General features: G+C 53.6%; 24 protein-coding genes and 3 pseudogenes. 13 read left to right on the forward strand and 14 right to left on the reverse strand.

The window, feature by feature from the left end; genetic code table 11:
* Window positions 1-4: 4 nt before the first annotated feature.
* Window positions 5-991 (reverse strand): threonine/homoserine exporter RhtA, encoded by a 987-nt coding sequence (gene rhtA / locus ACM5QY_RS11750; RefSeq protein ID WP_416120778.1) that lies wholly within the window; start codon window positions 989-991, stop codon window positions 5-7.
* Between the two features lie 398 nt (window positions 992-1,389).
* Here rhtA and ompX point away from each other — a divergent pair, with 398 nt between their 5' ends.
* Complete coding sequence (ompX, locus tag ACM5QY_RS11755; RefSeq protein ID WP_195812882.1) at window positions 1,390-1,923, forward strand: outer membrane protein OmpX; 534 nt, start codon at window positions 1,390-1,392, stop codon at window positions 1,921-1,923.
* A 107-nt stretch (window positions 1,924-2,030) separates the two neighbouring features.
* Here the strand turns inward: ompX and ACM5QY_RS11760 are convergent, their stop codons facing one another.
* The 3 genes from ACM5QY_RS11760 to ACM5QY_RS11770 are packed head-to-tail and all read right to left on the reverse strand — an operon-like array spanning window position 2,031 to window position 4,079.
* On the reverse strand, window positions 2,031-2,795 hold the full coding sequence (locus ACM5QY_RS11760; RefSeq protein WP_416120779.1) for a molybdopterin-dependent oxidoreductase: 765 nt from the start codon (window positions 2,793-2,795) through the stop codon (window positions 2,031-2,033).
* Entirely contained in the window at window positions 2,788-3,429 is a 642-nt protein-coding gene (locus ACM5QY_RS11765; protein WP_416120780.1) for a cytochrome b/b6 domain-containing protein, read from the reverse strand. Before ACM5QY_RS11765 ends, ACM5QY_RS11760 begins: the two co-directional genes overlap by 8 nt.
* A gap of 26 nt (window positions 3,430-3,455) precedes the next feature.
* The gene (locus tag ACM5QY_RS11770; protein ID WP_416120781.1) at window positions 3,456-4,079 is read right to left on the reverse strand and encodes a hypothetical protein; all 624 of its coding nucleotides are present in this window, start codon (window positions 4,077-4,079) and stop codon (window positions 3,456-3,458) included.
* A 212-nt stretch (window positions 4,080-4,291) separates the two neighbouring features.
* Between ACM5QY_RS11770 and ACM5QY_RS11775 the strand changes: the two genes are divergently transcribed.
* The 5 genes from ACM5QY_RS11775 to ACM5QY_RS11795 all read left to right on the forward strand — a co-directional run bounded on the left by ACM5QY_RS11775 (window position 4,292) and on the right by ACM5QY_RS11795 (window position 10,488).
* Complete coding sequence (locus ACM5QY_RS11775) at window positions 4,292-4,966, forward strand: heavy metal response regulator transcription factor (RefSeq protein WP_416120782.1); 675 nt, start codon at window positions 4,292-4,294, stop codon at window positions 4,964-4,966.
* A complete protein-coding gene (locus tag ACM5QY_RS11780; RefSeq protein ID WP_416120783.1) occupies window positions 4,959-6,416 on the forward strand; it encodes a heavy metal sensor histidine kinase in 1,458 nt (485 codons plus the stop codon). Before ACM5QY_RS11775 ends, ACM5QY_RS11780 begins: the two co-directional genes overlap by 8 nt.
* A gap of 235 nt (window positions 6,417-6,651) precedes the next feature.
* Window positions 6,652-8,328, forward strand: a complete 1,677-nt coding sequence (gene eptB, locus ACM5QY_RS11785; RefSeq protein ID WP_416120784.1) for a kdo(2)-lipid A phosphoethanolamine 7''-transferase — start codon at window positions 6,652-6,654, stop codon at window positions 8,326-8,328.
* Window positions 8,329-8,457: 129 nt separating this feature from the next.
* A complete protein-coding gene (locus ACM5QY_RS11790; RefSeq protein WP_416120785.1) occupies window positions 8,458-9,549 on the forward strand; it encodes an endonuclease/exonuclease/phosphatase family protein in 1,092 nt (363 codons plus the stop codon).
* Between the two features lie 24 nt (window positions 9,550-9,573).
* Window positions 9,574-10,488 carry a LysR substrate-binding domain-containing protein gene (locus ACM5QY_RS11795; protein ID WP_416120786.1) on the forward strand — a complete coding sequence of 305 codons (915 nt, stop codon included), beginning with the start codon at window positions 9,574-9,576 and terminating at the stop codon, window positions 10,486-10,488.
* Between the two features lie 5 nt (window positions 10,489-10,493).
* Here ACM5QY_RS11795 and leuD read toward each other — a convergent pair.
* Window positions 10,494-11,101, reverse strand: a pseudogene (leuD, locus tag ACM5QY_RS11800) (3-isopropylmalate dehydratase small subunit).
* Between the two features lie 10 nt (window positions 11,102-11,111).
* Window positions 11,112-12,518, reverse strand: a complete 1,407-nt coding sequence (gene leuC, locus ACM5QY_RS11805; RefSeq protein ID WP_416120787.1) for a 3-isopropylmalate dehydratase large subunit — start codon at window positions 12,516-12,518, stop codon at window positions 11,112-11,114.
* 171 nt (window positions 12,519-12,689) lie between these two features.
* On the opposite strand from leuC, the gene ACM5QY_RS11810 reads away from it, so the two are divergent.
* Both ACM5QY_RS11810 and ACM5QY_RS11815 read left to right on the forward strand, forming a co-directional pair.
* Complete coding sequence (locus ACM5QY_RS11810; protein WP_416120788.1) at window positions 12,690-13,580, forward strand: alpha/beta fold hydrolase; 891 nt, start codon at window positions 12,690-12,692, stop codon at window positions 13,578-13,580.
* Between the two features lie 245 nt (window positions 13,581-13,825).
* Window positions 13,826-14,284, forward strand: coding sequence for a GNAT family N-acetyltransferase (locus ACM5QY_RS11815; protein ID WP_416120789.1), 459 nt, complete (start codon window positions 13,826-13,828; stop codon window positions 14,282-14,284).
* A gap of 64 nt (window positions 14,285-14,348) precedes the next feature.
* Here the strand turns inward: ACM5QY_RS11815 and ACM5QY_RS11820 are convergent.
* Window positions 14,349-15,277, reverse strand: a pseudogene (locus ACM5QY_RS11820) (LysR family transcriptional regulator).
* Window positions 15,278-15,394: 117 nt separating this feature from the next.
* Here ACM5QY_RS11820 and ACM5QY_RS11825 point away from each other — a divergent pair.
* Together ACM5QY_RS11825 and ACM5QY_RS11830 are read left to right on the forward strand one after the other, a co-directional pair.
* Entirely contained in the window at window positions 15,395-15,829 is a 435-nt protein-coding gene (locus ACM5QY_RS11825) for a DMT family transporter (protein ID WP_416122871.1), read from the forward strand.
* Window positions 15,830-15,832: 3 nt separating this feature from the next.
* The gene (locus ACM5QY_RS11830) at window positions 15,833-16,285 is read left to right on the forward strand and encodes a DMT family transporter (RefSeq protein WP_416120790.1); all 453 of its coding nucleotides are present in this window, start codon (window positions 15,833-15,835) and stop codon (window positions 16,283-16,285) included.
* Between the two features lie 44 nt (window positions 16,286-16,329).
* Here the strand turns inward: ACM5QY_RS11830 and ACM5QY_RS11835 are convergent, their stop codons facing one another.
* Both ACM5QY_RS11835 and parS read right to left on the reverse strand, forming a co-directional pair.
* Window positions 16,330-16,788 carry an RES family NAD+ phosphorylase gene (locus ACM5QY_RS11835; RefSeq protein ID WP_416120791.1) on the reverse strand — a complete coding sequence of 153 codons (459 nt, stop codon included), beginning with the start codon at window positions 16,786-16,788 and terminating at the stop codon, window positions 16,330-16,332.
* Window positions 16,785-17,246, reverse strand: a complete 462-nt coding sequence (parS, locus tag ACM5QY_RS11840; RefSeq protein WP_416120792.1) for a type II RES/Xre toxin-antitoxin system antitoxin — start codon at window positions 17,244-17,246, stop codon at window positions 16,785-16,787. The genes ACM5QY_RS11835 and parS overlap by 4 nt, the downstream gene beginning before the upstream one ends.
* A gap of 351 nt (window positions 17,247-17,597) precedes the next feature.
* Here parS and ACM5QY_RS11845 point away from each other — a divergent pair, with 351 nt between their 5' ends.
* Entirely contained in the window at window positions 17,598-18,485 is an 888-nt protein-coding gene (locus ACM5QY_RS11845; protein WP_416120793.1) for a nucleoside-specific channel-forming protein Tsx, read from the forward strand.
* A gap of 187 nt (window positions 18,486-18,672) precedes the next feature.
* The gene (locus ACM5QY_RS11850; RefSeq protein ID WP_416120794.1) at window positions 18,673-20,265 is read left to right on the forward strand and encodes an ABC-F family ATPase; all 1,593 of its coding nucleotides are present in this window, start codon (window positions 18,673-18,675) and stop codon (window positions 20,263-20,265) included.
* A 166-nt stretch (window positions 20,266-20,431) separates the two neighbouring features.
* On the opposite strand, the pseudogene ACM5QY_RS11855 reads toward ACM5QY_RS11850, so the two are convergent.
* The 3 genes and pseudogenes from ACM5QY_RS11855 to moeA all read right to left on the reverse strand — a co-directional run bounded on the left by ACM5QY_RS11855 (window position 20,432) and on the right by moeA (window position 23,888).
* Window positions 20,432-21,759, reverse strand: a pseudogene (locus tag ACM5QY_RS11855) (IS4 family transposase).
* A 123-nt stretch (window positions 21,760-21,882) separates the two neighbouring features.
* Window positions 21,883-22,644 (reverse strand): molybdopterin-synthase adenylyltransferase MoeB, encoded by a 762-nt coding sequence (gene moeB, locus ACM5QY_RS11860; protein WP_416120795.1) that lies wholly within the window; start codon window positions 22,642-22,644, stop codon window positions 21,883-21,885.
* 2 nt (window positions 22,645-22,646) lie between these two features.
* On the reverse strand, window positions 22,647-23,888 hold the full coding sequence (moeA, locus tag ACM5QY_RS11865; RefSeq protein WP_416120796.1) for a molybdopterin molybdotransferase MoeA: 1,242 nt from the start codon (window positions 23,886-23,888) through the stop codon (window positions 22,647-22,649).
* Between the two features lie 245 nt (window positions 23,889-24,133).
* On the opposite strand from moeA, the gene ACM5QY_RS11870 reads away from it, so the two are divergent.
* Window positions 24,134-24,367 carry a DeoR family transcriptional regulator gene (locus ACM5QY_RS11870; RefSeq protein WP_101075987.1) on the forward strand — a complete coding sequence of 78 codons (234 nt, stop codon included), beginning with the start codon at window positions 24,134-24,136 and terminating at the stop codon, window positions 24,365-24,367.
* Window positions 24,368-24,440: 73 nt separating this feature from the next.
* Here ACM5QY_RS11870 and tsgA read toward each other — a convergent pair whose 3' ends face one another.
* A complete protein-coding gene (tsgA, locus tag ACM5QY_RS11875) occupies window positions 24,441-25,637 on the reverse strand; it encodes an MFS transporter TsgA (RefSeq protein WP_416120797.1) in 1,197 nt (398 codons plus the stop codon).
* A 9-nt stretch (window positions 25,638-25,646) separates the two neighbouring features.
* Window positions 25,647-26,480 (reverse strand): xanthosine phosphorylase, encoded by an 834-nt coding sequence (gene xapA / locus ACM5QY_RS11880; protein WP_416120798.1) that lies wholly within the window; start codon window positions 26,478-26,480, stop codon window positions 25,647-25,649.
* Window positions 26,481-26,503 lie beyond the last annotated feature (23 nt).

The following is a 26,503-nucleotide window of genomic DNA, read 5'->3' on the forward strand; positions in this document are numbered from 1 at the left end:
GGATTTACTTCCCGGAAGGATTATTGCCCGGAATATCGACCGTTTCTATTTTAGCTTTACGTTGCAGCGTTAACGTAGAACCGGCAGACGCCGCAATAATCGCGGCCAGCCCCAGCCATTGCGAGGCCGTCAGGAACTCGCCCAGGAAAATAATCCCGGAAAGCGCCGCCATGGCGGGTTCCATACTCATCAGCGTGCCGAACGTTTTCGCCGGGAGTTTGGTCAGCGCCATCATTTCCAGCGAATACGGAATAGCGGAAGTCAGCAGGGCGATCAGCAGGCCTAACGGCAAAATTTCCCAGCTAAAAATAGAGCTATGCGCCTGAATCGCGCCAATCGGGAAGAAAATCAGTGCGGCAATCAGTGAACCCATTGCCGCCGTGCCGGGGCCATAGCTGCTGCCCGCTTTCTGACCGGCAAGTATATACACGGCCCAGCACGCACCCGCGATTAACGCAAAACAGGCACCTTTAAGATCCACGCCCCCCGCGCTTTGCCCGAGCGGCAGCAGGAACAATAAACCGACGACGGCCAGCACAACCCAGATGAAATCGACAGGGCGGCGCGAGGAAAACATCGCAACGGCCAGCGGCCCGGTGAATTCCAGCGCAACGGCGATCCCCAGCGGTACTGTGCGAAGTGCCAGATAAAAGGTGTAATTCATGCAACCGAGCGCCAGGCCGTACATCAGCAGCGAACGGAAATTACCGCCGCGCATTTTCAGCCGCCACGGTCGGAAATAGAGAAGTAACAAAATGGAGCCGATGCCCAGACGCAGTGCAGTCACACCCTGCGGACCGACGATCGGGAACAGCGTTTTGGCCAGTGACGCGCCGCCCTGTAATGAGAGCATCGCGACGAGTAATAACAGGATGGCGACCAGCGGAGAAGATTTCCGGTGTAAGGCAGGAAGTGGCGGGCCATTATTTTGCGCCGCACCTTGCAGAGCGATCTGCGTTTTCTGCGGCTGATTTTGTTCTGACTGTGTCATCCATAGCGCCTTTTGAGGTGATCCCATTAATCCAGAATCTTCAGATTTATAGTTTTGAAAAGAAAGGTAAAGAGCAGTCAGTGTAGTGGGAAATCACACGATAAAAAATCCTCAAAAAAATGTTTTTTCAGAATCCATTTCTTAAAAAATTGCCGAAAACTGTCGTTTTTTTGCCCAAAAATTTAGGAATTATCTGCTAATTCCAAAAAGTTCAATAAGTTTATCTTATAGTTTTAGTGACTAAAATCCCAATAAAATGAAAGAGATATCAAGTGCTGGAAACTTCCTGTTACACCATATGATGCTTTGGACATCTTAATTGGGGCAGAGTTTCACACTGGTTTTTGGTATATTTTCGAACGTGAAGGTTACTTTGGTTTCTCTTTTTGAGGTGGTTTATGAAAAAAATTGCATGTCTTTCCGCATTAGCTTGCGTCGTAGCACTGGGTGTTTCCTCTAGCGCATTCGCTGGTACCAGCACCGTTTCTGCTGGCTACGCACAGGGTGACGCACAAGGCGTTGTAAACAAAGCAAACGGCTTCAACCTGAAGTACCGTTACGAGCAAGATAACAACCCACTGGGCGTTATCGGCTCTTTCACCTACATTCAGGATGACAGCAACCCAACTTCCGGTGATTACCGTAAAGCACAATACTACGGCATCACTGCAGGTCCTGCTTACCGTATCAACGACTGGGTTTCTGCTTACGGCGTAATCGGTCTGGGCTACGGTAAATTCCAGTACAACGAGAACGTGGCTTCTACCGCTAACCGTGAAAAATCAGACACCAGCGATTATGGTTTCTCTTACGGTGCTGGTCTGCAGTTCAACCCAATCCAGAACGTTGCTCTGGACGTTTCCTACGAACAGTCTCGCATCCGCAGTGTTGATGTGGGTACCTGGATCGCAGGCGTGGGTTACAGCTTCTAATTCTTCGCCCTGTGTAGCGCTTGCCGCTACCCTCATGCGAAAACAAAAACCGCTCGAAAGAGCGGTTTTTTTATGTCTGTATTTCAGCGATGTATCAACGGCAGTAATCAAATTCCGCTAAACCAGTTATACCCCTGATCTTCCCAGTAGCCGCCCGGATTGGTGTTGGTGACGAAAATCGCGCCGATATGTTTGGCGTTTTTGAAACCTAACTTTGTGGGCATTCTCAGGCGCAGCGGATACCCTAAATCCGGAGGTAGCGGCTTGCCGCCGAAATCCAGTGCCAGAATGGTTTGCGGATGCAGCGCGGTCGCCATATCAATGCCCGAGTAATACCGGTCATCGCATTTGAATCCGACATATTTCGCCGTCAGGTCGGCCCCGACGTGCTGAAGAAACGTCTTGAGCGGCACGCCTTTCCACTGCCCGATGGCGCTCCAGCCTTCAATACAAATCAGCCGGGTGATCTGGCTTTCCTGCGGCAGACGTTGCAGTTGTTCCAGCGTCCAGGACGCTTTCTTTTGCACCCGTCCAGACACTTCCAGCCGGTAATTCGGGATGTCGATTTCCGGGACATTATATTCGGGGTAATACGCGTTGAAACGGAAGGGTGTCGTAATCTGATCGGCGCGGTAAGTTTGCGCCAGTTTTTGCCCGCCGAATAACCAGCCCTGAACGCGGTCATTCCAGCGCGACATCGCCCACAGGACTTTGTCGACTTCGTCGCCGTCCTGCAAATTACAGCCGGTCAGCATAGAAACGGCACCCAGCGTTAATCCGGAGCGCAGCAGTAAACGGCGCTGGATATTCACCAGTTGCTTACGCTGATCGGGCTCCACAATGATTTTTGGCCGTTGTGATTTTTCACTCATCGGCACTTTCCTCTTTATTCATTGCCTTGCCACCGGTAATCATCGCCACAAATGTTTTGGGCACCAGCAGCACCATCAGGACATGAATGACCACAAACAGCATCACGCCACTCATTGCAAAAAAGTGTACATAGCGGGCAATATCGAAACCGCCGAACAGCCACACCAGCCCGCTGAACTGCACCGGTTTCCAGATGGATAAACCGGATAACACCAGCAGAAGGCCGAGCACCAGAACACCGCTGTACATGAGTTTTTGCACGGCGTTGTACTGGCCCAGTTTATGAGGCAGATGAAAGGTCAGGGCGCTAACGGTATCGCGCCAGACGGTGCGGGGTGAAAACGGGAAAAAGTCCCGTTTGAAATGGCCGCTGAAAACGCCCCACAGCAGATAAAACAGGGCATTAGCCGCCAGCAACCACATCACGGCGAGATGCCAGGCGATATTACCGCCCAGCCAGCCGCCGAGCGTGGTGCTTTGCGGAAATGTAAAGGTGAACAGGGGGTCTGCGTTATAAATCCCCCAGCCGCTCATCACCATGCCGATCATTGCCAGAAGATTAATCCAGTGGCTGATGCGCACCGGCCAGGAATGGATCCTGCGTTTTCGAACTGAAGAGGGCTGAGGTTTCACGATAAATATCCTGATGATTTGACTGATTACATCGGTGGCGCGATGCCATCTTTACCGGCAGCAATTCCACGGGCAACCAACGCGCCTTTGTCATCTTTCATGGCGAACAGCACGATTTTAGTGCCCGGCTTCAGCAGGCTGCGATCGCCCGGTGCCAGCAGAACGACCGGTACATCGTCAGGTACGACAACGGTTTTTTCTGCATCGTGATATTTCACGGTGAGCGTGCGGCCATTGCTGTTGACCAGTTTGCCGACGGTGCCGTTGGTCATGGTGTTGATTTTGCCGTCAGCGGATTCAAACGGGTTGAAGCCTTCACCGCTGCCGCGCAGACTTGGCGCAAAGACATGCACTTCCAGCGCTTTCAGCGTGCCGTCAGACTGTGGAACCGCTGCCGTACCGATGAAACTGTCGGGTTTGATGTCGCTGATCTGCCCTTTGGTGACCGCGTTGATCTTGGTCTGATCGGTCAGTTTCACGTCGAGCTTTTCACCCTGACGGGTGGTGATTTGCACAGATGAATCATTAACTGAATCAATGGTTCCGCGTGTAGGCTTAATCACGTTATCGGCCGCAAAAGCCGACGTCATTCCGCTGCACATCAGCAGGGAACCCAGTAATAAACCTGCAAGGCGTGTAGGTGTGTTCATTATCAACTCTCCATTTTCTAGCGTGATTTCATTCTGTTAGATGAATCACTGAACATGCCAGTGATGTGTAACTTCTTTAAGAGTGGACGATAAACCGGGATCGGTTGATGACAAATTGATGACAAAATTGTCATCAAAGGTGTCTGATGAAACTGATAAACTTCCTCTGAATCATTCTTTGGGAGAATGGTCTTGAGGCGCCGAGGGCCTGAATGCGGATACTGGTGATAGAAGATGATGTCAGCACAGGCGACTACCTGAAGAAAGGGCTGACGGAGGCGGGTTACAGCGTAGATCTGGCGCGTAACGGTGCCGACGGCCTGTTTCTGGCGCTGGAAGAGGGCTATGACACCGTGATCCTCGACGTCATGCTGCCCGGCCTTGATGGCTGGCAGGTGATGGAAGTCCTGCGTAAAAAAAGTGATGTGCCGGTATTGTTCCTGACCGCGCGTGACGAAGTGCAGGATCGCATTCACGGGCTGGAACTTGGCGCCGATGATTATCTGATCAAACCGTTTTCCTTCACCGAACTGGTGCTGCGCATCCGCACCTTACTGCGCCGTCCGGCGGCACGCGAGCCGGATACGTTTTCTGTCGCGGACCTGAATCTGGACGTGCTGCGCCGCCGTGTAACCCGTCAGGATCAGACCATCGCGCTGACCAATAAAGAGTTCATGTTGCTGGAGTTGCTGATGCGTCGTGAAGGCGAAGTGTTGTCGCGCACCATGATCGCCTCGCAGGTTTGGGACATGAATTTTGACAGCGATACCAACGTCGTGGATGTCGCGATTAAACGTCTGCGCGCCAAAGTGGATCGCGCCTTTGAGGCGAAACTGATCCATACCGTGCGTGGAATTGGCTACGTGTGTGAAGTGCGCAATGACTAACGTGATGAAAGAAACTGCCCGCCCGTCGGCGTCAAAACGGGCGATGTCGCTGACCTTGCGGGCCACATTGTTGTTCGCGCTGATTGCTTCGCTGGTGGTCAGTGCCGTCGGTTTTTATCTTTATTATTCGATTGATAAAGAACTGGAACGCCGCGCGGATTATCAGGTCAGCGGGCGTGTTCAATATTTCCGTCATCTGCTGGCAAATGAATTCCCTTTGTCGCAACTGAGCCGGAATCCCGGTTTATTTGAAAACATGCTTGGTAACGAGCGCGATATTCTGACTTTTCGTCTCGAAGGCCAGCCGCCGCTGATTAACGTCAACCCTTCGCAATTGATATTACCGCCGGTTGCGCCTGTGCCTGAGTGCCAGCCGCTGACCCTGGAAACCGTGCATCACCTGAATGCACCGGACGGTACGCCGGTGCGCTTTGCCCGCGCAGACGTGCGGATCGAGGATGGCAGAACGGTCGAAATTACCGGTGCGCATTTCATGACGGAAGAGTCCCGCCTGCTGGAAACATTCCGCTGGGAAATCATTGGCGCTGTGCTGTTTGCATATTTGCTGGTCGCCGCCTTCGGCTATGTCGTGATCCGCAAAGGGTTAAAACCTTTGCGAAACATGGCGCAGGAGGCCACGAAAATTCATCCCTCCAGCCTGTCTACCCGGCTGAGCACGGGAAACGCGCCGCAGGAATTGCAGCAACTTATCCATTCTTTCAACGACATGCTGGAAAGGCTGGCAGAAGGCTATCAGCGTCTGACGCAGTTTTCAGCCGATCTGGCGCATGAAATCCGTACACCGGTGGGCGCGCTGATGGGGCATTGTCAGGTTGCGCTTTATCAGCCGCGCTCTGTGGAAGAGTACGAAACGCTGCTGGCGAACAACATGGAAGCGCTGGAACGTATTTCCCGCATGGTGGAAAACATCCTGTTTCTTGCCCGTGCAACCGATGCGCGGTCCGTTTTAACAATCACCAGTATTGATGTTTCATCCGAAATTATCCGTATTCAGGAATATTTCGAAGGTCTGGCAGAAGAACGGGAAATGGTGCTGGTCGGCGAAGGGCAGGGAATTTTGTACGCCGATGCCATTTTGTTTCAGCGCGCGATAAGCAATCTGGTCGCCAACGCCGTGCGCTATGGGCACGAAGGCAGCACCATCACGATAAGCGCACAGCCGCTGGCGAAAGGGATGGAGATCCATGTAACCAGTCAGGGCAATCCTATTTCACCTGAAAAACTGGGCAAACTGTTCGACCGCTTCTACCGGGCTGACGCATCGCGCAGCGAAGGCGGCAGTTCCAGCGGTCTCGGATTATCGATCGTTCAGGCCATTATGGCGCTGCATCAGGGAAGTGTCGGGGTCACGAGTTCTGCGCAAGGTGAGACGAGATTCACGCTGTCATTCCCCGGGCCAGTATCTGATCCGGATCACAGGCTTTCTTAATAATCCTTCAACGGCTCCAAAAATGTTCAGAAAAGGTAAGTGTGAAAACAATTTTTACTTATTGAAAAGTAAGGCTTTCGTTAATTTAGTTACATTATCACATTAGCAGAAGGGTTTGCAGTTGAACAAAAATGCTCGTCCCGGGGTCTGAATAGTCCTAAGGAGTGGGTTTTATCCTCCGGTTCGAACGGTCAGTACGACCTAAACAGACTCACAAAAGAGCCATTTATTACTAATGCATAAAATACGTACACTTTCGCTGCAAAGCATTTCTTTGTTCATAGCACTCTATCTTGGGATCTTGTTAAACCTTCCGATTTTCCTCCGTCGTTATCAGCAGCTGCATTATGACAACCTGTTGTCGATAACGGTCGAAATGGTGGCGTGTTTTGCTCTGGTTTACTTCCTTTGTATGCTGCTCTCCTATACCGGCAAAACGGTTTTCCGTGTGCTGATGACCGCTATTGTGATTTCCTCGGCTGCAGCCAGCTATTACATGATCCTGTTCAACGTTGATATCGGTTACGGGATTTTGGCTGCGGCGCTGGCTTCTGACTCCATTGATTTATCCAAAGAGTCCATCGGCACGCATTTTGTCGCCTGGACTGCGCTGGTCAGCCTGTTACCGGTTTTGTTGCTGTGGTTCAGCACAATGCCTGGCGCGGCGTTCAGGCATACCACCTTCAAAAAAGTGGCGGTGAAAACCGGCCTGCTGGTGCTTTCTGGCTTGCTTTGCTACATGCCGCTTCGCCTGATGGGGAAAGTGCAGGACAGCCATGACAAAGTGAACAACCGCATGATGGCGAGTTACGGCGGCGTTGTGGCGGGCACTTACTCTCCGTCCAACTGGCTGTCCGCGCTGGGGCTTTACTCTTACAGCAGCTACAGCCAGGCGGAAGACACCAAAAATCTTTATGACCCGGCGAAACATTTCACCTATACCGCACCGGCGGATGCCAAAGATATGTATGTGGTATTCATTATTGGTGAAAGTGCGCGTCGCGATCATATGGGTATTTACGGTTACGACCGTGACAACACGCCAAATCTCGATAAAGAGAAAAATCTGGTCGCGCTTCAGGGCTATTCCTGTGATACCGCCACTAAGCTTTCCCTGCGCTGCATGTTTGTGCGCGAAGGCGGAGCCTCCGAAGCGCCACAGCGCACGTTAAAAGAGATGAACGTCTTCTCCGTGCTGAAAAGCAACGGCTGGAGCGCGGAGTTGTATTCCATGCAAAGTGAAGCCTGGTTCTACAATAAAACCCGCGCCGATGATTATTCGTTACGTGAAAACATCGCCTCTGAAAAACGCAATGCCGGCAAGCCGGTTGATGACATGTTGCTGGTCGATGAAATGAAAGATTCGATGGCCAATCATCCGCAGGGCAAGCACCTGATTATTCTGCATACTAAAGGCTCGCATTACTTGTATTCAGACCGTTATCCGCGCTCATTTGCCAAATATCAGCCGGAATGCATGGGCATCGATGATTCCTGTTCAACGCAGGAAATGATCAACGCCTACGACAACACGCTGCTGTACACCGACTACTTCCTGTCGCAGGTGTTTGATCAGTTGCGCGATAAAAATGCGATTGTTTTCTACGCCTCCGATCACGGCGAATCTATTTCCAAAAGTATGCATTTCCACGGTACGCCGCGTGACCATGCGCCGGTTGAGCAACGGACTGTCCCGATCATGGTGTGGGCGTCAGACAAATTCCTGTCTAACGATCAGAACAAGGCGAGTTTTGAACAGCTGCAAAAAATGGCGGCTGAAAAGAAACCGGCTTTCCATGAAAAGCTGTACGACAGCATTCTCGGCTGTATCGGCTACACCTCGCCAAACGGTGGAATTGTCGAGCAGCACAACTGGTGCCATAAGCCTGATCCGGCAGTACCTGCGAAGTAAAATCCTCAAAATCACCGCCTTTTTCTGATGAATGAAAAAGGCGGCGACATCCTTCTGGTCGGTGCCTCGTTTTTAAGCCACAATCGGTGAGTAATTTTAAATTTTGTTTTTTATCAGGGCTGATAACCGATGCAAGCACTCCGAATTATCGTCTGCGTTCTGACGGTCATCATGACCTTATTGACGCTGCTTCCTCTTTCCAAAAATCAGCGCTGGTGGGTGCGAGTGTGGGATTTTCCGCGCCTGCAAATGGTTTCCCTGTGCCTGCTTTTTCTGCTGACTGAACTGCTGATCTTGCCGTTTGACGGCGTGCTGACCGGCGTCGTGATTATCCTGACGGTCGCCTGCATGGCATATCAGGGTTGGTGGATTTTGCCGTATACCCGTTTATACCGCGTGCAGGTGAAAAAAACGGCTTCCGACGGCCATTCACGCATCAAAATTCTCAACAGTAATGTACTCACCACCAACCGACAGACCAAGCAGTTGCTCAGTCAGATTCAGGAACACAAACCAGACATTATTGTGCTGCTGGAAACGGATCAGTGGTGGGAAGACCAGATGTCTCCGCTGGAGGCTGATTACCCGCACAGCCTGCGTTGTCCGCTGGATAATCTGTACGGCATGCATGTCTATTCCCGTTTGCCGATGCACGGCGAGCAGATCCAGTTTCTGGTGGCGAAAGACATCCCTTCGATGCATTTCCGTGCTGAGTTGCCATCGGGGGAACAGGTGGTACTGCACTGTCTGCATCCGAGGCCGCCAAGCCCGACCGAAGCCGATGAATCGACCGCACGCGATGGCGAGCTGATCGCCGTCGGGCATACCGCCGCGAAAGCGCATTTCCCGACCATTGTGACCGGCGACCTTAACGATGTGGCGTGGTCGCGTACCACCCGTTTATTCATGAAAATCAGCGGATTGCTCGACCCGCGCCGTGGCCGGGGTATGTACAATACTTTTCACGCCAGCTATCCGTTTTTGCGCTGGCCACTGGACCATGTTTTCCACAGCAGAGATTTCACGCTGATTGACCTGAAACGGCTCGATTTCATGGGCTCCGATCACTTCCCGATCCTGGTTGAACTGGCACTGACGCCTTGTCTGGGTAAAGATCAGGAACCGCTGGAAATCGAAAGCGACGACCTTCAGGAAGCGCAGGAAAAACTTGAACTTGCTGGCGTAAAGATTACGGACATTTATCCGGCGAATAAAAAGTAACGTGAGGATTAACGGGCGCTAACCATGACCACTGAACGCGATCGTTTGCCGCTGGCTGAAGATTTACGGGTTTTTCTGGCGGTCGTGAACAAGCAAAGTTTCGCCGCCGCGGCGACCGAATTAGGGCAGTCTCCGGCCTATATCAGTAAGCGCATTCAGATCCTCGAAGAGGCGCTGAACACCCGTTTACTGCATCGCTCGACCCGTGGCGTTCGCCTGACAGACGACGGCGAACGCGCGCAACGCTGGGCGCTGCAAATTCTCGATACCTTCGATCAGTTCATCGGTGATGTTTCAGACTCCCGCAGTGAGGTTCGCGGCAACGTGCATATTTGCAGTTCGTTCGGCTTCGGGCGCTGTCACGTCGCGCCCGCCGTCGCCGAACTGGCAGAACGTTATCCGCACTTAAACCTGCGCCTCGATCTGTTTGACCGTGTGGTTGATCTGGTCGCTGAAGGCATTGATCTCGAAATTCTAGTCGGTGATGACATTCCCGAACAACACATCGGTAAAAAGCTGGCGCAGCACCAGCGCATTCTTTGTGCCTCACCGCAATATTTGGCCGCGCACGGCGAACCCGATTCACCCGACGCCCTGACGCAACACCAGTGTCTGGTTCTCAAAGAGCGCGATAACCCGTTTGGGGTGTGGTCGCTGACGGGCGTGGGTGAAGAGCAGCGTATCCGTGTAAAAGGCGTGCTGTCCTCTAACAGCGGCGAAGTGGTATTGCAATGGGCGCTCAAACACCACGGGATTATTCTGCGCTCTGAGTGGGATGTCCGGCCTTATATCGACCGGGGCGAACTGGTACAGGTATTACCGCAGTTTTCCCAGCCTGCCAGCGTCTGGGCGGTCTATCCCACACGGCTGGCAGATTCCGCAAAACTGCGGGTTTGCGTTGAATTCCTGCATCAGCGCTTTAGCCAGTTACTGCAATAACGTTTTCACGCCAGCCACGGGTTACGCTGCAAATGCGCCTGCTGAAATTCACGGATTTCATCGCTGTGGCGCAGCGTATTGCCCACCGAATCCAGACCGTTGAGCAGTGACATTTTGCTCAGCTCGTCGATGTTGAAAGCGATCTCTTTGCCATCATGCAAACTTATTGTTTGCGCCGGTAAATCGACGGTAATTTTGTTGCTATCCGCCTGCGTAACCTGTTCAGCCAGCTGCGCCCACTGCTCCGGGAGAGCTGCACGGTGAGCACGCCGTTACGCTGGCAGTTATCAAAAAAGATCCCCGCAAACGTGGTGCCGATCAGCGCCCGTATTCCCAGCTGTTTCAGCCCCCACACCGCGTGTTCACGGCTTGACCCACAGCCAAAGTTCGGGCCGACCAGCAGGAATTTTGCTTCCTGCCACGCAGACTGATTGAGGATAAACGTCGGATCGGGCGAGCCGTCAGCCAGAAAGCGCAGGTCGAAAAACACGCCTTGATCCAGCCCGTTGCGGTCGATGCCTTTCAGAAATTGCTTCGGCATAATCACATCGGTATCGACGTTAGCCGCAGGTAAAGGCGCGGCTGCGCCGGTTAAGACGTTAAATGCTTGCATGATTTTCTCCTCACAGGTCGCGAACATCGGTCAGATGACCGCAAATTGCGGCGGCGGCAACCATCGCAGGGCTCATCAGATGGGTTCGCGCACCTGCACCCTGACGGCCTTCGAAGTTACGGTTGGTGCTCGACGCACACCGGTCGCCCGGCGACAGCACGTCGTCGTTCATCGCCAGACACATCGAACAGCCAGACTGCCGCCATTCAAACCCCGCCTGAATAAATACCTCCGCCAGCCCTTCGGCTTCGGCCTGCGCACGCACCTGACTGGAGCCGGGAACGATCATCGCCCGCACCGCGTAGGCCACTTTTTTGCCGCGCACAACGTCGGCAGCGGCACGCAAATCTTCAATGCGCGCATTGGTGCAGGAGCCGATAAAGGCGTGGCTGATGCCGATACTGTTCAGCGGCTGACCGGCACGTAACCCCATATAACTGAGCGCACGTTGCAGGTCTTTGCGCCGTGAGGCATCCGGTTCAGATTCCGGATCGGGAACGCGCCCGCTAATCCCCAGTGCCTGATCCGGGCTGGTACCCCAACTGACCATCGGGGCGATGTCTCCGGCGCGCAGTTCCACTTCGCGGTCGAAAACGGCGTCCGGGTCGCTGCGCAGCGTGCGCCAGACTTCTACCGCCTCCTGCCATTGCTGGCCTTTTGGCGCACGCGGTTTGTTTTTCAGATAAGTAAATACTTTGTCATCAGGCGCCATAAACGCACCGCGCGCACCGGCTTCCACTGCCATATTGCAGATGGTCATGCGGCCTTCGACGCTCAGCATGTCGATACCCTGACCGCAGAATTCGATGGCGTAACCCGTTGCTCCCGAAGCCCCGATTTTCGCCACCAGCGCCATTACCACATCTTTGGCGGTAATGCCGTTATGCAGCGTGCCATTCACCGTCACGCGCAGGGTTTTCAGGCGTTTGTAGACCAGCGTCTGGGTCGCCAGCAAATGCTCAATTTCCGATGTGCCGATACCAAACCCGAATGCGCCCAATGCGCCATACGTGGTGGTGTGGCTGTCACCGGCGGCAATCACCATACCCGGCAAGATAAAGCCCTGTTCCGGTGCGACAACGTGTTCAATACCCTGACGGGAATCGAGAATATCAAACAGCTCGATGCCAAATTCTGTGCAGTTCTCGGCCAGATATGACACCTGACGCGCGCCACCGGCATCGGGCATCTGGCGTGTGCGCAAAGGCGTTGTCGGGTTGACGTGATCGACCACCGCCAGTGAGGTTTCCGGCCGCCATACGCGACGGCCGGCGTCACGCAAACCGCTGAAAGCCTGCGGGCTGGTGTACTCATTAATCACCTGCCGGTCGATGTACAGCAACACATGCCCTTTGTCGTCCAGCGTGCGGACGGTGTGGCTGTCGATATGCTTTTCATACAGCGTTTTTGGCTTCATTGCATTGCCCTGATGAACGTATTGGATAATGCCAGCGTCGCAAACTTACCCGTTATCAGGCAACGGCCTGAGTGTGGTGTCTCAAAACACAGATCGTGAAGCGGCAATCTTCATTTGTGACCTTGTTGCTGAAAAACCAGCGACTAAGATGGGTTAAAAAGGAGAAAACCCATGTTTGAACATTTTACCCAAGGTCGGATGCAGGTCAGCGGCACGGAGATCGCCTACCGGATTGCCGGGCAGGGCGAGCCTCTGCTGTTACTGCACGGACACCCGCAAACACAGGCCATCTGGCATAAGGTCGCGCCGTTTCTGACTGCTAAGTTCACCGTTGTTCTGGCCGATTTGCGTGGCTACGGCGACAGTGGTAAACCCGAACCTGATGACGAACATCTGCGCTACAGCAAACGCGAAATGGCGCAAGACCAGCGGGAGTTAATGGCCGCGCTCGGCTTCAACCGGTTCAGCGTTATTGCCCATGACCGGGGTGCCCGTGTCGCACACCGGCTGGCGCTGGATCATCCGCAGGCCGTTAAACGCCTGGTGCTGATGGACATCGCGCCGACACTTTCGATGTATCAGCAAACCAATGAAGCTTTTGCCCGTGCTTACTGGCACTGGTTTTTCCTGATCCGCCCGGCTCCGCTACCGGAAACGCTGATCACCACCGATCCGGATCAGTATCTGCGCAGCGTCATGGGCAGCCGCAGCGCCGGGATGCAGCCTTTCACCGAAGAAGCTTACGCAGATTATTTACGCTGTCTGCAACAAAATGGAACCGCGCGCGGGATTTGCGAGGACTATCGGGCATCGGCAAGTATCGACCTGCAACACGACAAAGAAGATCTGAATGCATCCCGCAAACTGAGCTGTCCGTTACTGGTGCTTTGGGGCGAAAAAGGCACGGTCGGTCAGTGTTTTGCGCCGCTGGAAGAGTGGCGAAAAGTCGCCGAAGACGTGAAGGGCGAAGCGCTGCCTTGCGGCCATTATATTGCCGAAGAACAACCGGAACTGTTGCTGGAGAAGGTGTTGCCGTTCTTACGCGATGTCTTGGAAAAATGAAGGATGCCGCTGACGACACATTACAACGGAATTCACGCGTGAGAGCGTTGTGTTTCCTGACGCACGTCGGTTATCTGTGTTTGCCAAACCGGTACGCACCGGACCGGTAAAAATCTGCCTGAATGTTTTTACAGGCCGGTTACAAATAGTCTTTAAGGCATGATACAAAGAGATATTCTTCGGGATATCTCTTTTTTTTTGCAGCCAGAAAACGGCGAATTCAGGTAAGGGCGGGGCACCTATTCATGAGCGAATCTTCATCTCTCCACTGGCAGGATTATCACCACAGCGAACTTAACGCGGCGCAGATTTACGCCATTCTGGCCTTGCGTAGTGAAGTGTTTGTGGTCGAGCAAACCTGTGTTTATCAGGATATCGACGGACAGGATCTGGTTGGTGAAAACCGTCATATCGTCGCGTGGCTTGACGGGAAACCTGCGGCCTACGCGCGTATTTTGCGCCATGCCGGCGAAGTCGCCATCGGACGGGTGATCGTCGCGCCTTCCGCACGCGGCCTGAAACTGGGTTATCAGCTGATGGAACAGGCGCTGGCCGCATGTCAGAAACACTGGCCGGGTGAGCGGATTGCGATTTCGGCGCAGGCGCACTTACAACAGTTTTACGGCAGGCTGGGGTTTGTGGCGTATACGGAGGTTTATGATGAAGATGGGATCGCGCATGTAGGGATGGAATTGAAGGTTTAGTTTCAATTTAAGGTCAAAACCGTGGGCGTCGGCCCACACCGACCAAAGACCCGGTGCAGCCGCCTCACTCCCAATAAGCTGGCTCGCCAAACTTCTCCACCAGATAATCAATCACCACCCGTACCTTAACCGACGCCCGCCGGGCATTCGGGTACAATGCCGAGATAGTCTGCGGTTCCGGCGACGTTGAAACCTGGTACTCAGGCAACACGCTCACCAGCGTTCCTGCGCGGAGCGCATCGCCAATCAGCCATGTCGGGAAAACCACTAATCCCATTCCGCCGATGGCTGCCTGCCTCAGGGTTTCAGCATTATTGCTGGTCAGAACGCCGCGCAGGTTCCAGGAGCGCCATTCCTTTTCCGGCTGGCGGAAGTACCACCGCTGGGCACCGGCGAATCCTTTAAAAACCAGGCAACTGTGGTTTGAAAGATCATCCGGTGTGGCCGGAATACCCGCGCGGGCCAAATACGCCGGGCTGGCGGCGAGACGAAAATTCTGATGGCCGAGCGTTCGTGCCTGAAGGGTGGAATCGGCCATGACGCCAATCCGGATCAGCAGATCCACGCTGTCCTGCAACGGGTCGATGAAATCATCCGTCTGCATCAGTTCAATGTTCAGCCGTGGAAAACGCGTGCTCAGTTCCGGCAGCCAGGGGCAATATGGCGCTGGCCGAAAACCACTGGCGCATTAATGCGTACCAGTCCGCCCGGTTCGCTGCTTTGTTCCTGCAAATCCTGCTCCGCGAGATCTAATTGTGTCAGCACCTGACGCGCGTGTTCCGCCAGCAATTTTCCGGATTCTGTCGGGCTGACCGCACGCGTGTTGCGGTACAGCAACTGCGTCTGTAATGCCTGCTCTAACTGGGCAATGACCCGTGAAACCGTTGAAGGAGACATCGCTTCACGCCGCGCCACTTCGGAGAAATTTCCCTGATCGAGCACCGCCACAAACAGGCGCAAAGACTGAATGTTAATCTGATTGAAACTTTTCATCTGTGCGATTCCTGCATAGGTATTTTCCTGATTGTGCGGTTTTTCGCATAACGTTGTCACGCTATAGTCGCCGCTTCTGAAATAGCGGGCAGTTAAAATAATGAGAACAGGGCAATGATGAATCTGATGTTAATTCCGCTGGTCGTTCTGGCGGGGATGGGGCTTTCACTGGAGGCGGGGCTGATCGGCCCGCTGGGCACGGAGGTCGGGCATTTGTGGGCGACGCTGAGTATTTTTGGCGTCGGCGCGGTGCTGACCGGTTTGCTGGTGCTGTTTTTCAGCCCGCGTAACGCACCGTCTTTTACGCAGCAACCCGGCTGGCAACTGCTCGGCGGCGTGCTGGGGCCGGTGTATGTCGTGGTGCTGACTCTTGCAACGCCGGTGATTGGTATCGGGATGACGATGATCGCGATTTTGTCCGGGCAGGTGGCGAAAAGTGTCCTGATCGACCATTACGGCTGGTTTGGCACGCCGCATAAAAAAGTGGGTGGCGAACGCCTGCTGGCGCTGCTGTTTATTGTTGCTGCACTTGTACTGATTGCCTGGGGTTAACCAATGACTGAACTGATTATGATTGTTCTGGCTATCGTGGCCGGTGCGGCGCTGAGTATGCAGGCGGCGGTAAACGGGCAACTCGGCGAAAAGGTTGGCGTACTGAAAAGTGCTTTTCTGACCTTCAGCGTCGGGGCGGCTATTACGGCAGTGCTGATTCTGTTTCTGCAAACGCCGCAACAGGCAACGTTGTTGACAGTACCCAAATGGCAACTGATGGGCGCATTATTTGGTGTGCCTTATATCATTGTGATGGTCACTGCGGTGCCGCGCGTCGGTACAGCGGTGGCGACGGTGGCGGTGATTTTGGGGCAACTGGCGATGGGAATGCTCATCGACAATTTCGGCTGGCTGGATAACCCGCAAATCGCGCTGTCCTGGCACCGTGTGGCGGCGATCCCTTGTCTGATTATCGCGCTGGCGCTGATTTACCGCAGTAACCGGAAAGCAGCATAAGAGCGGGGGTGGGGCGATTTGCCTCATGCCGGATTACGGACAAACTATTGCAGACGCGGGTCAAACATCATGGGCTCGCGTTCTACGGAATCGAGCAACTGCGCGAAATCAGGATGCTGCGGATTGAGCAGCACATTATATTCCGTCGGGACAATCACCGACGGAACCCTCAGCCCGACGTGTTCCCCTTCTGCCAGCCACGCTTCGCCCTGACGCTGTGTGCTGTCCGGCGGGGAAGGGCTGCGCCAGTCCGCCGCCAGTTCATTCACTGCGAGAGTATCCAGCAGCGCATCCGGCACCTCAATACTGAGGAGCTGGTATGAGCGAAGCATCATGCTGTTTTGCAAGTGCACCAGAATTTCCAGAATCGCCAGCGAAATACTCGTTGTCAGATAAACTACCGGCCTGCCGGGCGGGTTCCAGCGCCCACCGTAAATCTGGGCTCCGGCCCCCGACCAGGCAGTGGCTAAATGTTGTGTCTGAACAATGCGAAACAGCTTCAACTGAATACCCCGTGCTGAAGACGGCCAATCAACCGGTTCACTTCAACCGCGCCCGCTTCAGACGATAACAGCTCCAGCGGCCTTGACCCTGCCAGCGCCGGTGCCGGGCGGGTTATCCATTCCAGCGCCGAAACGCGATCACCCTCAAACAGATCCGTAGCCGCATCAATCGTGCGCACAAGGCGAGCCACACGCTCGCTTTCATCGCTTTTCAGCAAGCCGTTTCCGGCTTTACGCCGCGCATAATTGCGCTCGTTGATCCCCATTATTTCCAGCAAAACCATTTTCGGCCACCCCAGCTCAGTGTTCAGGCGATTGATACTATCAACAGGAAAACCTTTCTGTATGGCATTTAGTAAATTGACTCCGCTGCCTGCGGGAAGCCCCGCAGATTGCCAGAGCGGCGTTACAGGCTCTTTCATTTGGCTGGAAGACAGCCCGGTAATTTTTGAATTCATGATGTCGGTCTCCACACCGTTAATTGTCATAATTATAGCATGACAATTAACGGTGTGGAGGTTTTGTAAACACCCTTTGTTTCTCAACAAAGACGCCTGAATGAAATCGCCCTGAAACATAAGTGTGATCAATGTCACATTGATCATGTATCAGAATGAAACAGAAATTGACAAACCTTGACCAAATCTATTTATTAGCTAAGAAAAGTTAACTCTTGTAGGAAGTAACTGGATATTGCAGATTTTATGCACTATGTGCAGCAATCGGTTGCGGATCACAGTTTTAGGGTTTTATTTATGCAACGTCTGAAAGTGGCAAGGCGTTGTCCCACCCCCGCTTCTGGTGAAAATATGAAAAATAAAATTATTGCAGCAGGCGCTTTGATGGCTTTGTCCTACAGCGCGACCGTGCTCGCTGATGATAGCAAGGGCGAATTTGTTTCTGACTGGTGGCACCAGAGTGTCAACATTGTAGGCAGCGCCGACACCCGTTTCGGACCGACTCTGCGTAACGATGTTTATCTTGAATATGAAGCGTTTGCGCACAAAGACTGGTTTGATTTCTACGGCTATATCGATATTCCAAAAACCTTCGGTGCGGGTAACGGCAATGATACCGGTATCTGGGACAAAAACGGTTCTCCGCTGTTTATGGAAATCGAACCGCGTTTTTCTATCGATAAGCTGACCGGCACTGACCTGAGCTTTGGTCCGTTCAAAGAGTGGTACTTCGCGAACAACTATATCTACGATATGGGCCCGGACAGCAATAACCGTCAGAACACCTGGTATATGGGTCTGGGTACCGATATCGATACCCATCTGCCGATGAGCCTGTCTCTGAACGTGTATGCGAAATACCAGTGGGAAAACTACAGCGCAGCGAACGAAAACAGCTGGGACGGCTACCGTTTCAAAGTGAAATACTTCGTTCCTCTGACGCAGCTGTGGGGCGGCAACCTGAGCTACATCGGGTTCACCAACTTTGACTGGGGCTCAACACTGGGCGATGACGATTTCCGTGACCTGAACGGCAACAAAGCGCGTTCTAACAACTCTATCGCGTCCAGCCATATCCTCTCGCTGAACTACACACACTGGCATTACTCGTTCGTGGCGCGTTACTTCCACAACGGTGGCCAGTGGGCTGACGGCGCTGAGCTGAACTTCGGTAACGGTAATTTCGACGTGAAATCGACCGGCTGGGGTTACTACGGCGTGATTGGTTACAACTTCTGATTTCAGTTGTTAACCATGAAAACCCGGCTGAGGCCGGGTTTTTTGCGTTTCTGACCCTCTGATAATCCTGCGCATGACACATTTTTTTATCTATTGAGTGAAAAATGAACACAACTACAGGCGATCCCGCCGCGCCGTTGTGGCATAATGCGCGCCAAATCACATTTCCCAATGAAGAGCGAGCGTTGTGCTAAGTACTTACAACATCACCATGCAATTCGGCAGCAAGCCGTTATTTGAAAACATTAACGTCAAATTTGGCGGCGGTAACCGCTATGGCCTGATTGGCGCGAACGGTTGTGGTAAATCCACTTTCATGAAAATCCTCGGTGGCGATTTAGTGCCATCAGGCGGTAACGTGGTCCTCGACCCGAACGAGCGTCTGGGTAAACTGCGCCAGGATCAGTTCGCATTCGAACAGTTCAGCGTGCTGGACACCGTGATCATGGGCCACACCGAATTGTGGGAAGTGAAGGAAGAGCGCGACCGCATTTATGCCATGGCAGAAATGAGCGAAGCAGACGGCTACAAAGTGGCTGATCTGGAAGTCGCTTACGGCGAGATGGACGGCTACAGCGCCGAATCCCGCGCCGGTGAACTGCTGCTGGGCGTGGGTATTCCTGTTGAGCAACATTATGGCCCGATGAGCGAAATCGCACCGGGCTTTAAACTTCGCGTATTACTGGCGCAGGCGCTGTTCTCTGACCCGGAAATTCTGCTGCTCGACGAACCGACGAACAACCTGGACATCGATACTATTCGCTGGCTGGAGCAGGTGCTGAACGAGCGTAACAGCACAATGATCATCATTTCGCATGACCGTCACTTCCTGAACATGGTGTGTACGCACATGGCGGATCTGGACTACGGCGAACTGCGCGTTTATCCGGGCAACTACGACGAATACATGACGGCGGCAACGCAGGCTCGTGAACTTCTGAGTGCCAATAACGCCAAGAAAAAAGCGCAAATTGCTGAACTGCAATCCTTCGTCAGCCGCTTCAGCGCCAACGCCTCCAAATCTAAACAGGCGACCTCGCGTGCCCGTCAGATTGATAAAATTCAGCTCGACGAAATCAAAGCGTCCAGCCGCCAGAACCCTTACATGCGTTTCGAACAGGACAAGAAATTGTTCCGTAATGCGCTGGAAGTGGAAAAAATCACCAAAGGTTTCGACAACGGTCCGTTGTTTAAAAACCTGGGCCTGATGCTGGAAGTCGGCGAGAAAGTCGCGATTCTGGGCGCCAACGGTATCGGTAAATCCACCCTGCTGAAAACGCTGGTGGGCGAGCATGAGCCGGAAAGCGGTTCAGTTAAATGGTCTGAAAACTCAAAAATCGGTTACTACGCGCAGGATCACGAATACGAATTCGACGATACCCTGAACGTTTTCGACTGGATGAGTCAGTGGAAATCTGAAAAAGACGACGAGCAGGCCGTTCGCGGTGTGCTTGGGCGTCTGCTGTTCGGTCAGGACGACATCAAGAAGAAAGTGAAAGTGCTTTCCGGTGGTGAGAAAGGTCGTATGTTATTCGGGAAACTGATGATGCAGCGTCCAAACATCCTGATAATGGATGAACCAACTAACCACCTGGATATGGAATCCATCGAGTCACTGAACATGGCGCTGGAAATGTACGAAGGTACGCTGATCTTCGTTTCCCATGACCGTGAATTCGTAAGCTCGCTGGCGACGCGTATTCTGGAAATGACGCCGACCCGTATCATCGACTTCTCCGGTAACTACGAAGACTACCTGCGTAGCCAGGGCATCAACTAAACCTCGTCATCCTTCAAGCTGCCTCTGCGTTGGCTGCCTTCGCGAACCCCGGTCACATACTGATGTATGCTCCCGGGGATTCACTCAGTTGCCGCCTTGATGCAACTCGAATGATTTAGAGGTTGGTATCATTAAAAAACCGCCATTATCCGGTAATGCCAGTCAGTTAAGCAACTGACTGGCTTTTTTCCTGTGCTTTTGGATACTTCCGGGGTCTTTCCTTCACCACTCTCGGAAAGGCCCTTTCTCTTCTTATCGGCAGCTTCACCATCTGCGCCATACTCTCCAGATTACGCAACAGTTCGGGGATCCGGCCCGGAGATGCGCCCTGAAGCGTCATTAACATCCTCATCACCAGACTGCACGAGTCTGAGAAGCTTAGCTGATTCGGCCAGTAACCCTTTAGGGTTTTAGACATCTTAATCATCTGATAACGAACAAGATTATAGGCTAGTAATACCCCCCATAACTCCTGCTCGACAAGTTCTGGTTTTTTACTTCTCAGCGTTAACCGACTCAGTAACATCGTCTGCTTAATTTCACGATAACCCAGTTCGATTTCCCAACGGTGGCCGTAGAGATCGGCCATTTCCCCCCCGGGTACCGCATGGCATCTGTCATTGAGGTCAGCAGATGGCAGACTTTGCCTTTACGGGTAAACGTCAGAAGGCGAGCCGTCATTTCCTCCCCCAGATCAGGCCACTTTTTCCGGGCCTGAGGACTGGTTTTCATCCTTATCAGATGATCGCCTTTACCGAGTTTTCGCACCTCTTCGTACTGCGCTCCTTTTTTCAACGGGATCATCCAGTGACGGCTCTCTCCCGCCTGATGCCAGGCATTCAGCAGCCCCAGAGAATAATAACCTTTATCGAGTAAAGTCAGTGTGTTATCGCCTGTTTGTTCTATCAGTTTTTCTGCCAGCGTATATTCGCTTTCTTTCATCGTACCGAAGGCGGCAGCCGTAAGCAGGTGGCTGGTCAGTTCCATCTGGCAGACCATTTTCACCTGCGGATAAAGCCCCGGTTGCCCGGCATAGGTCTGTCGCGGGAAAGCCACATCATTTTCTGGTGTATCCTGGGTTCGCCAGACGACACCGTCCACCGCCAGTAATGTCAGACCACACCAGTGTGGATGGGTGACGGAGTTGTGCCACACCTGTGCCGTTTGGGTAAACACGCGGCGAACGGCATCACTTCCCAGGCGCTGGCGGGCCTGGATAACGGCGCTTGGGGCAACGAAGGGCCGGTTGCCGGGGAGCATAATATCCAGACGGTTCACGATTTGGTGGAGGGGTTCTTCGCGTTCGAGCGCCATGCCAATGATGCACCAGACCATCATTTCCAACGGGAGACGGCGTTTACGCAGCGTGACGGAACCTGACTCGGCCAGACAGCGGGAGACAAGGTCGGGATCCAGAACATCACCGAGAGAAGTCAGAGGGTTACGGGTAGAGTCGTAGCAGGAAACGAGCTCAAGAGCCTGAGCAATGCGCATAAAAAAAATCCAGAAACGAAGAACGTTTCTGGATTTTTACACAGCCACTGGATCGTTCAACTGATCCTTAACTGATCGGCATTACCATTATCCGGCGGTTTTTTTGTGTCTTAAATCTGAGAATCAGTGATTACCGCATACCTCGCAACCCGGGTCTTTCATCAGGTTCATCTGGCGAAATTGCAGCGTCATGGCGTCGTACATCAGCAGTTTTCCGCGCGGCGTTTCACCGAATTGAGTCAGCAGCTTGATGGTTTCCATGGCCTGTAAGCTGCCGATGGTGCCGACCAGCGGGGACATTACGCCGGCTTCGACGCAGGTCAGCGCATTTTCGCCAAACAGACGGCTCAGGCAGCGGTAGCAGGGCTCGTCGGGCTGAAAGGTAAACACGCTGAGCTGTCCCTCCATGCGGATGGCAGCGCCGGACACCAGCGGTTTTTTCTGTGTAAAACATTGCTGATTGAGCTGATTTCTCGTCGTGACGTTGTCGGTGCAATCGACGACGATGTCGCAGGCGGCAATCAGTTCGCCCAGCATTTCGTCATCCGCCTGCGCATCAATCTGATTCAGATGAATATGCGGATTAATTGCCGCCAGCGCCAGCGCGGCAGATTCCACTTTTGACATGCCGATTCTGGCGTCGGTATGCAGTGTCTGGCGCTGCAAATTGGACAGCGAAACGGTGTCGAAATCCAGCAGTGTCAGCGTACCCGTTCCTGCAGCCGCCAGATATTGCGCCGCCGCACAGCCCAGACCGCCCAGACCGACAATCAGCGCATGGCTGGCTTTCAGTTTTTCCTGTGCATCAAAATCAAACCCTTTCAGTACGATCTGGCGGTTATAACGCAGGGTTTCAGTGTCCGTCAGTTCCGGCAACGTCGCCATGATCAGCTCCGAAGCAGGGCGTTGAAAGGTTCGATTTCCACGATTTCGCCCGCAGCGACGTTTTCACGATCACGTTCGAGCACCACAAAGCAGTTCGCCAGGCTGAATGAGCTGAAGACATGCGAGCCCTGATGTCCCGTGGTGCGTACTTCAAGCTGCCCTTCGGTGTTCGTGCTGAAAATACCGCGCTGGAAATCAAGACGCCCTGCGGATTTCTTCATCGGTGTCACGGTTTTAGCTTTCAGACGCGGCGGGAACTGCCAGGCGGTGTGACCGGAAAGTTGGGCAATAAACGGCTGCACGAGCTGATAAAACGTCAGTGCAGCAGAAACCGGATTGCCCGGCAGGCCGCAGAACCAGCTGTCCTGCAATTTGCCGAAGGCGAAAGGTTTGCCCGGTTTCATCGCCAGTTTCCAGAAACCAATTTCACCCAGTTCATCGAGCATTTGTTTGGTGTAATCGGCTTCGCCAACAGAAACGCCGCCGCTCGAAATTACCAGATCGGCAAACGCGTTGGCTTCTTCAAAGGCTTTGCGCAGCGCCAGGGGATCGTCGCGGATAATCCCCAAATCCAGCACCGTGCAGCCGAGTTGTTCGAGCATCAGACGCACCGCGAAACGGTTGGTGTCGTAAATCTGGCCTTCCTCTAACGGCGTGCCGACGGGTTGCAGTTCGTCGCCGGTCGAAAACACCGCAACTTTCAGCGCTTTCCAGACGTTAACTTCCGTCACACCCAGAGAAGCCAGCAGCGGCAATTCAGCTGCGCCGAGACGCACACCGGCAGGCAGCACGCTGTCGCCTTGTTTGATGTCGTCGCCGGTCAGGCGGATATTCTGGCCTTTGTTCACTTCGGCGGTAAAACGCACGCCCGCTTCTGACACTTCGGCCTGTTCCTGCATGATCACCGCGTCAGCACCCTGCGGAACCGGTGCGCCGGTCATAATACGGATGCAGGTTCCGGCAGGCCATTCACCGTGGAAAGGCGCACCGGCAAAGGCTTTTCCTGCTACAGGCAGAACGGCATCCGCGTGCAAATCAGCACAGCGCACGGCGTAACCGTCCATCGCGGAATTATCAAAAGGTGGAACGAAAATCGGAGATTTCACCGGCGTGGCGGTAATTCGGCCAGCAGCGGAAGCCAGCGGGAGAGATTCGGTATCTGTCGTACTTTTGGACGGAACATAAGCGCGCATTTTTTCCAGCGCTTCTTCCAGCGAGATCAGACCGGCAGTATTGAATTCCATGAAAATTCCTTTGAGGTTCACCCCGGCCGAACGTGTGTTTTCACCGGAACCGGACGGGGAATTGCAGCATACGCACAGTATGACAGAGAAATGCGGTGAACCAAAAATTGCCGAAGGCGTAAAAACTTCGTGGGGATTCCTGAAAAATTGAGATCGATCCCAAAATTAACAATGTAACGAAGGTATTATAGTTTCCGTTATTTGTGACTCGTGTCACACAACTGTCAAAAATACAGGAATAACCGGTGCTTAAAAAAAATCGCCATCAGGCCATCCTTCAGTTGGTAGAACAGCATGAAGTGTTACAGGTTAGCGAACTGGCACAATCGCTGGATGTGAGTCTTGAAACCATTCGTCGGGACCTGAGTGAAATGCAGGATAAAGGGTTGATTCTGCGTCGTCACGGCCGAGCCCGTCGTCTGGTTGCCCAGCCTGAAACATCCTGGCTAAACAGTTTGCAGCGCTGCCCGCAGCTTTAATCACTGGCAGTGAAATAAGAAAAGGGAAGGCTCCGCAGAGTCTTCCCTTTTTTATGCTTAAAACTGACAGGAATCAGTGCGCCGGTTGCTGTTCCAGCGCTTCGGCTTTGCTGTTGAACGAGGCAAAAATCAGCGCCGCCAGCAGGAAGACGTAAGCGATGGTCGCGGTATTCAGCGCCCAGAATAACCCGTACTGGCTGTACACCAGCGACGATAACGTGGAGAAGATCAGCGTTCCGATGGTGCCGATAGTCAGCAGGGCAGACGTCAGCGTTGGCGGAGAATTTCTGACCTGCAAACTGCCGTAGCTCATGATGCCGGAGAACAGGCCGGAATTGCAGAAGCCAAACAGACCGGCACAAATCAGAATAAGCATCGGGTTCGCGCTGTTGGCCGCAACGGCCAGGCTCACCAGCCCGACACCCGCTGAAATTAGCAGATACGTGCGCAGTTTCACGAAGCGAACGGTGAACTGGTTCACGAACAGGCCGATAGATTTCACCGTCCAGTAGGTCGTGATGTAGAACGCCGCGCGGTCAGCCGCCATCCCGAAGTGGTCCTTCAACCAGCTTGGCAACCACATGGTGAACACCGGTTCAGCCAGCAGGAAAGCAAACAGCGCGAAGCACAATACCCAGACCGAAACGCCCCAGCGATCGTGCTGCTGGCTGGCGGATGATTTTTTCTCAACCGCTTGTGGAATCGACGGGAATTTCTGCCCGACGCACAGCACGATCATCATCAGGCTCAGCACCGCCATGACGCCGTACATCGCCAGCCAGCTTGCGCCGTGCTGGAATAAATATCCCAGCAGCAGGGACAAAATCACTCCCGCCAGCGCAAAGAAGAAATCGGTAAGAATCAAATTCGCCGAGCGTTTCTTCGGATCTTCATTGATGCGCACCACCAGATAGCTGCCGATGGACATCATGATGCCGGACGCCGCGCCAATCAGGAAAACGCCGATGCCGAACATCGTGATCGTCGGCATCAGGAACAATGCGATGCACGTCAGCACCGACACCGTTGAGCCGGTGATCAGCTGTTTGCCCAGATTAAACCTGCGCATCAGCACGCCGCTTATCATGATCGGCAGGAACAGGCCGATGTTCATCAGCGTAAACATCTGTCCGATAAATGCCGGATCTTTGCCAAACGCCTGCGATACCGGGCCGATCACGATACCCAGCGTTGAAACCAGCGCGCCGGTGAAGAAGTAACTCAGCCAGGAAATCATATTGATCCGCTGGCGGTTGAATGCCTGTTCCATAGACGTTCCTTATTTCCCAACCGCTGAAAGGTCAGCGAAGAAGGCACGGATCAGTCGGGTGAAATCGCCCACCGCCAGTTTTGCGCAGCTCAGGGTTTGTTCGTGGGAAAGTGGAGTGTCGGATAACCCTTCGGCAAAGTTAGTCATGGCAGATACCGCCAGCACTTTGAGGCCGCAGTGACGCGCGGAAATTACTTCCGGCACGATGGACATGCCGACGACGTCGCAGCCGAGGGTTTGCATCATGCGGATTTCAGCCTGCGTTTCGAAGTTCGGGCCGGTGTAGGCGGCGAATACGCCTTCTGCCACGTCGATGCCCAGTTTGCCCGCAACAACGTGAAGCTGTACGCGCAGATCTTTGTCATAGGCGTTCGCCAGGCTGAAGAAGCGCGGGCCGAAACGGTCGTCGTTCGGGCCAGCCAGCGGGGATTCCGGCATAAAGCTGACGTGGTCAGTGAGTGCCACCAAACGGCCCGGCGCGACCTCTTTACGCATGGAACCGGCGGCGTTGGTCGCCAGCAGGAATTCACAGCCGAGCAGTTTGAAAGTGCGCACGGCGCTGGTCATCACTGACATACCGTGGCCTTCGTACATGTGGCCGCGGCCTTTCATGCACATTACCGGTACACCTTCGAGATGACCCAGAACCAGTTCACCGGCGTGGCCGACGACGCTGCTTTGCGGGAAACCCGGCAGGTCAGCATAAGGGATGGTAATCGCACCGGACATATCGTCACACAGCGTGCCGAGGCCGGAACCTAAGATGAGCGCGGCACGTGGGATAAAGCCCGGAGCACGCTGGCGGATAATAGCTGCACAGTCAAACGCGTTGTTATTGAGCATGATCACTTCTCTCATTATTGACA

The sequence above is a fragment of the Rahnella sp. PCH160 genome, assembly GCF_047784855.1.
Classification (GTDB): domain Bacteria; phylum Pseudomonadota; class Gammaproteobacteria; order Enterobacterales; family Enterobacteriaceae; genus Rahnella.

Excerpts from the sequence above, each read along its gene's own strand:
- xapA (WP_416120798.1), bottom strand. The coding sequence starts at position 26,480 with ATGCTCAATAACAACGCGTTTGACTGTGCAGCTATTATCCGCCAGCGT.
- tsgA (WP_416120797.1), bottom strand. The coding sequence starts at position 25,637 with ATGGAACAGGCATTCAACCGCCAGCGGATCAATATGATTTCCTGGCTG.
- ompX (WP_195812882.1), top strand. The coding sequence starts at position 1,390 with ATGAAAAAAATTGCATGTCTTTCCGCATTAGCTTGCGTCGTAGCACTG.
- moeB (WP_416120795.1), bottom strand. The coding sequence starts at position 22,644 with ATGGCGACGTTGCCGGAACTGACGGACACTGAAACCCTGCGTTATAAC.
- ACM5QY_RS11790 (WP_416120785.1), top strand. The coding sequence starts at position 8,458 with ATGCAAGCACTCCGAATTATCGTCTGCGTTCTGACGGTCATCATGACC.
- parS (WP_416120792.1), bottom strand. The coding sequence starts at position 17,246 with ATGAATTCAAAAATTACCGGGCTGTCTTCCAGCCAAATGAAAGAGCCT.
- rhtA (WP_416120778.1), bottom strand. The coding sequence starts at position 991 with ATGACACAGTCAGAACAAAATCAGCCGCAGAAAACGCAGATCGCTCTG.
- ACM5QY_RS11770 (WP_416120781.1), bottom strand. The coding sequence starts at position 4,079 with ATGAACACACCTACACGCCTTGCAGGTTTATTACTGGGTTCCCTGCTG.
- leuC (WP_416120787.1), bottom strand. The coding sequence starts at position 12,518 with ATGAAGCCAAAAACGCTGTATGAAAAGCATATCGACAGCCACACCGTC.
- ACM5QY_RS11825 (WP_416122871.1), top strand. The coding sequence starts at position 15,395 with ATGAATCTGATGTTAATTCCGCTGGTCGTTCTGGCGGGGATGGGGCTT.
- ACM5QY_RS11795 (WP_416120786.1), top strand. The coding sequence starts at position 9,574 with ATGACCACTGAACGCGATCGTTTGCCGCTGGCTGAAGATTTACGGGTT.
- ACM5QY_RS11810 (WP_416120788.1), top strand. The coding sequence starts at position 12,690 with ATGTTTGAACATTTTACCCAAGGTCGGATGCAGGTCAGCGGCACGGAG.
- moeA (WP_416120796.1), bottom strand. The coding sequence starts at position 23,888 with ATGGAATTCAATACTGCCGGTCTGATCTCGCTGGAAGAAGCGCTGGAA.
- ACM5QY_RS11775 (WP_416120782.1), top strand. The coding sequence starts at position 4,292 with ATGCGGATACTGGTGATAGAAGATGATGTCAGCACAGGCGACTACCTG.
- ACM5QY_RS11830 (WP_416120790.1), top strand. The coding sequence starts at position 15,833 with ATGACTGAACTGATTATGATTGTTCTGGCTATCGTGGCCGGTGCGGCG.
- ACM5QY_RS11845 (WP_416120793.1), top strand. The coding sequence starts at position 17,598 with ATGAAAAATAAAATTATTGCAGCAGGCGCTTTGATGGCTTTGTCCTAC.
- ACM5QY_RS11815 (WP_416120789.1), top strand. The coding sequence starts at position 13,826 with ATGAGCGAATCTTCATCTCTCCACTGGCAGGATTATCACCACAGCGAA.
- ACM5QY_RS11780 (WP_416120783.1), top strand. The coding sequence starts at position 4,959 with ATGACTAACGTGATGAAAGAAACTGCCCGCCCGTCGGCGTCAAAACGG.
- ACM5QY_RS11760 (WP_416120779.1), bottom strand. The coding sequence starts at position 2,795 with ATGAGTGAAAAATCACAACGGCCAAAAATCATTGTGGAGCCCGATCAG.
- eptB (WP_416120784.1), top strand. The coding sequence starts at position 6,652 with ATGCATAAAATACGTACACTTTCGCTGCAAAGCATTTCTTTGTTCATA.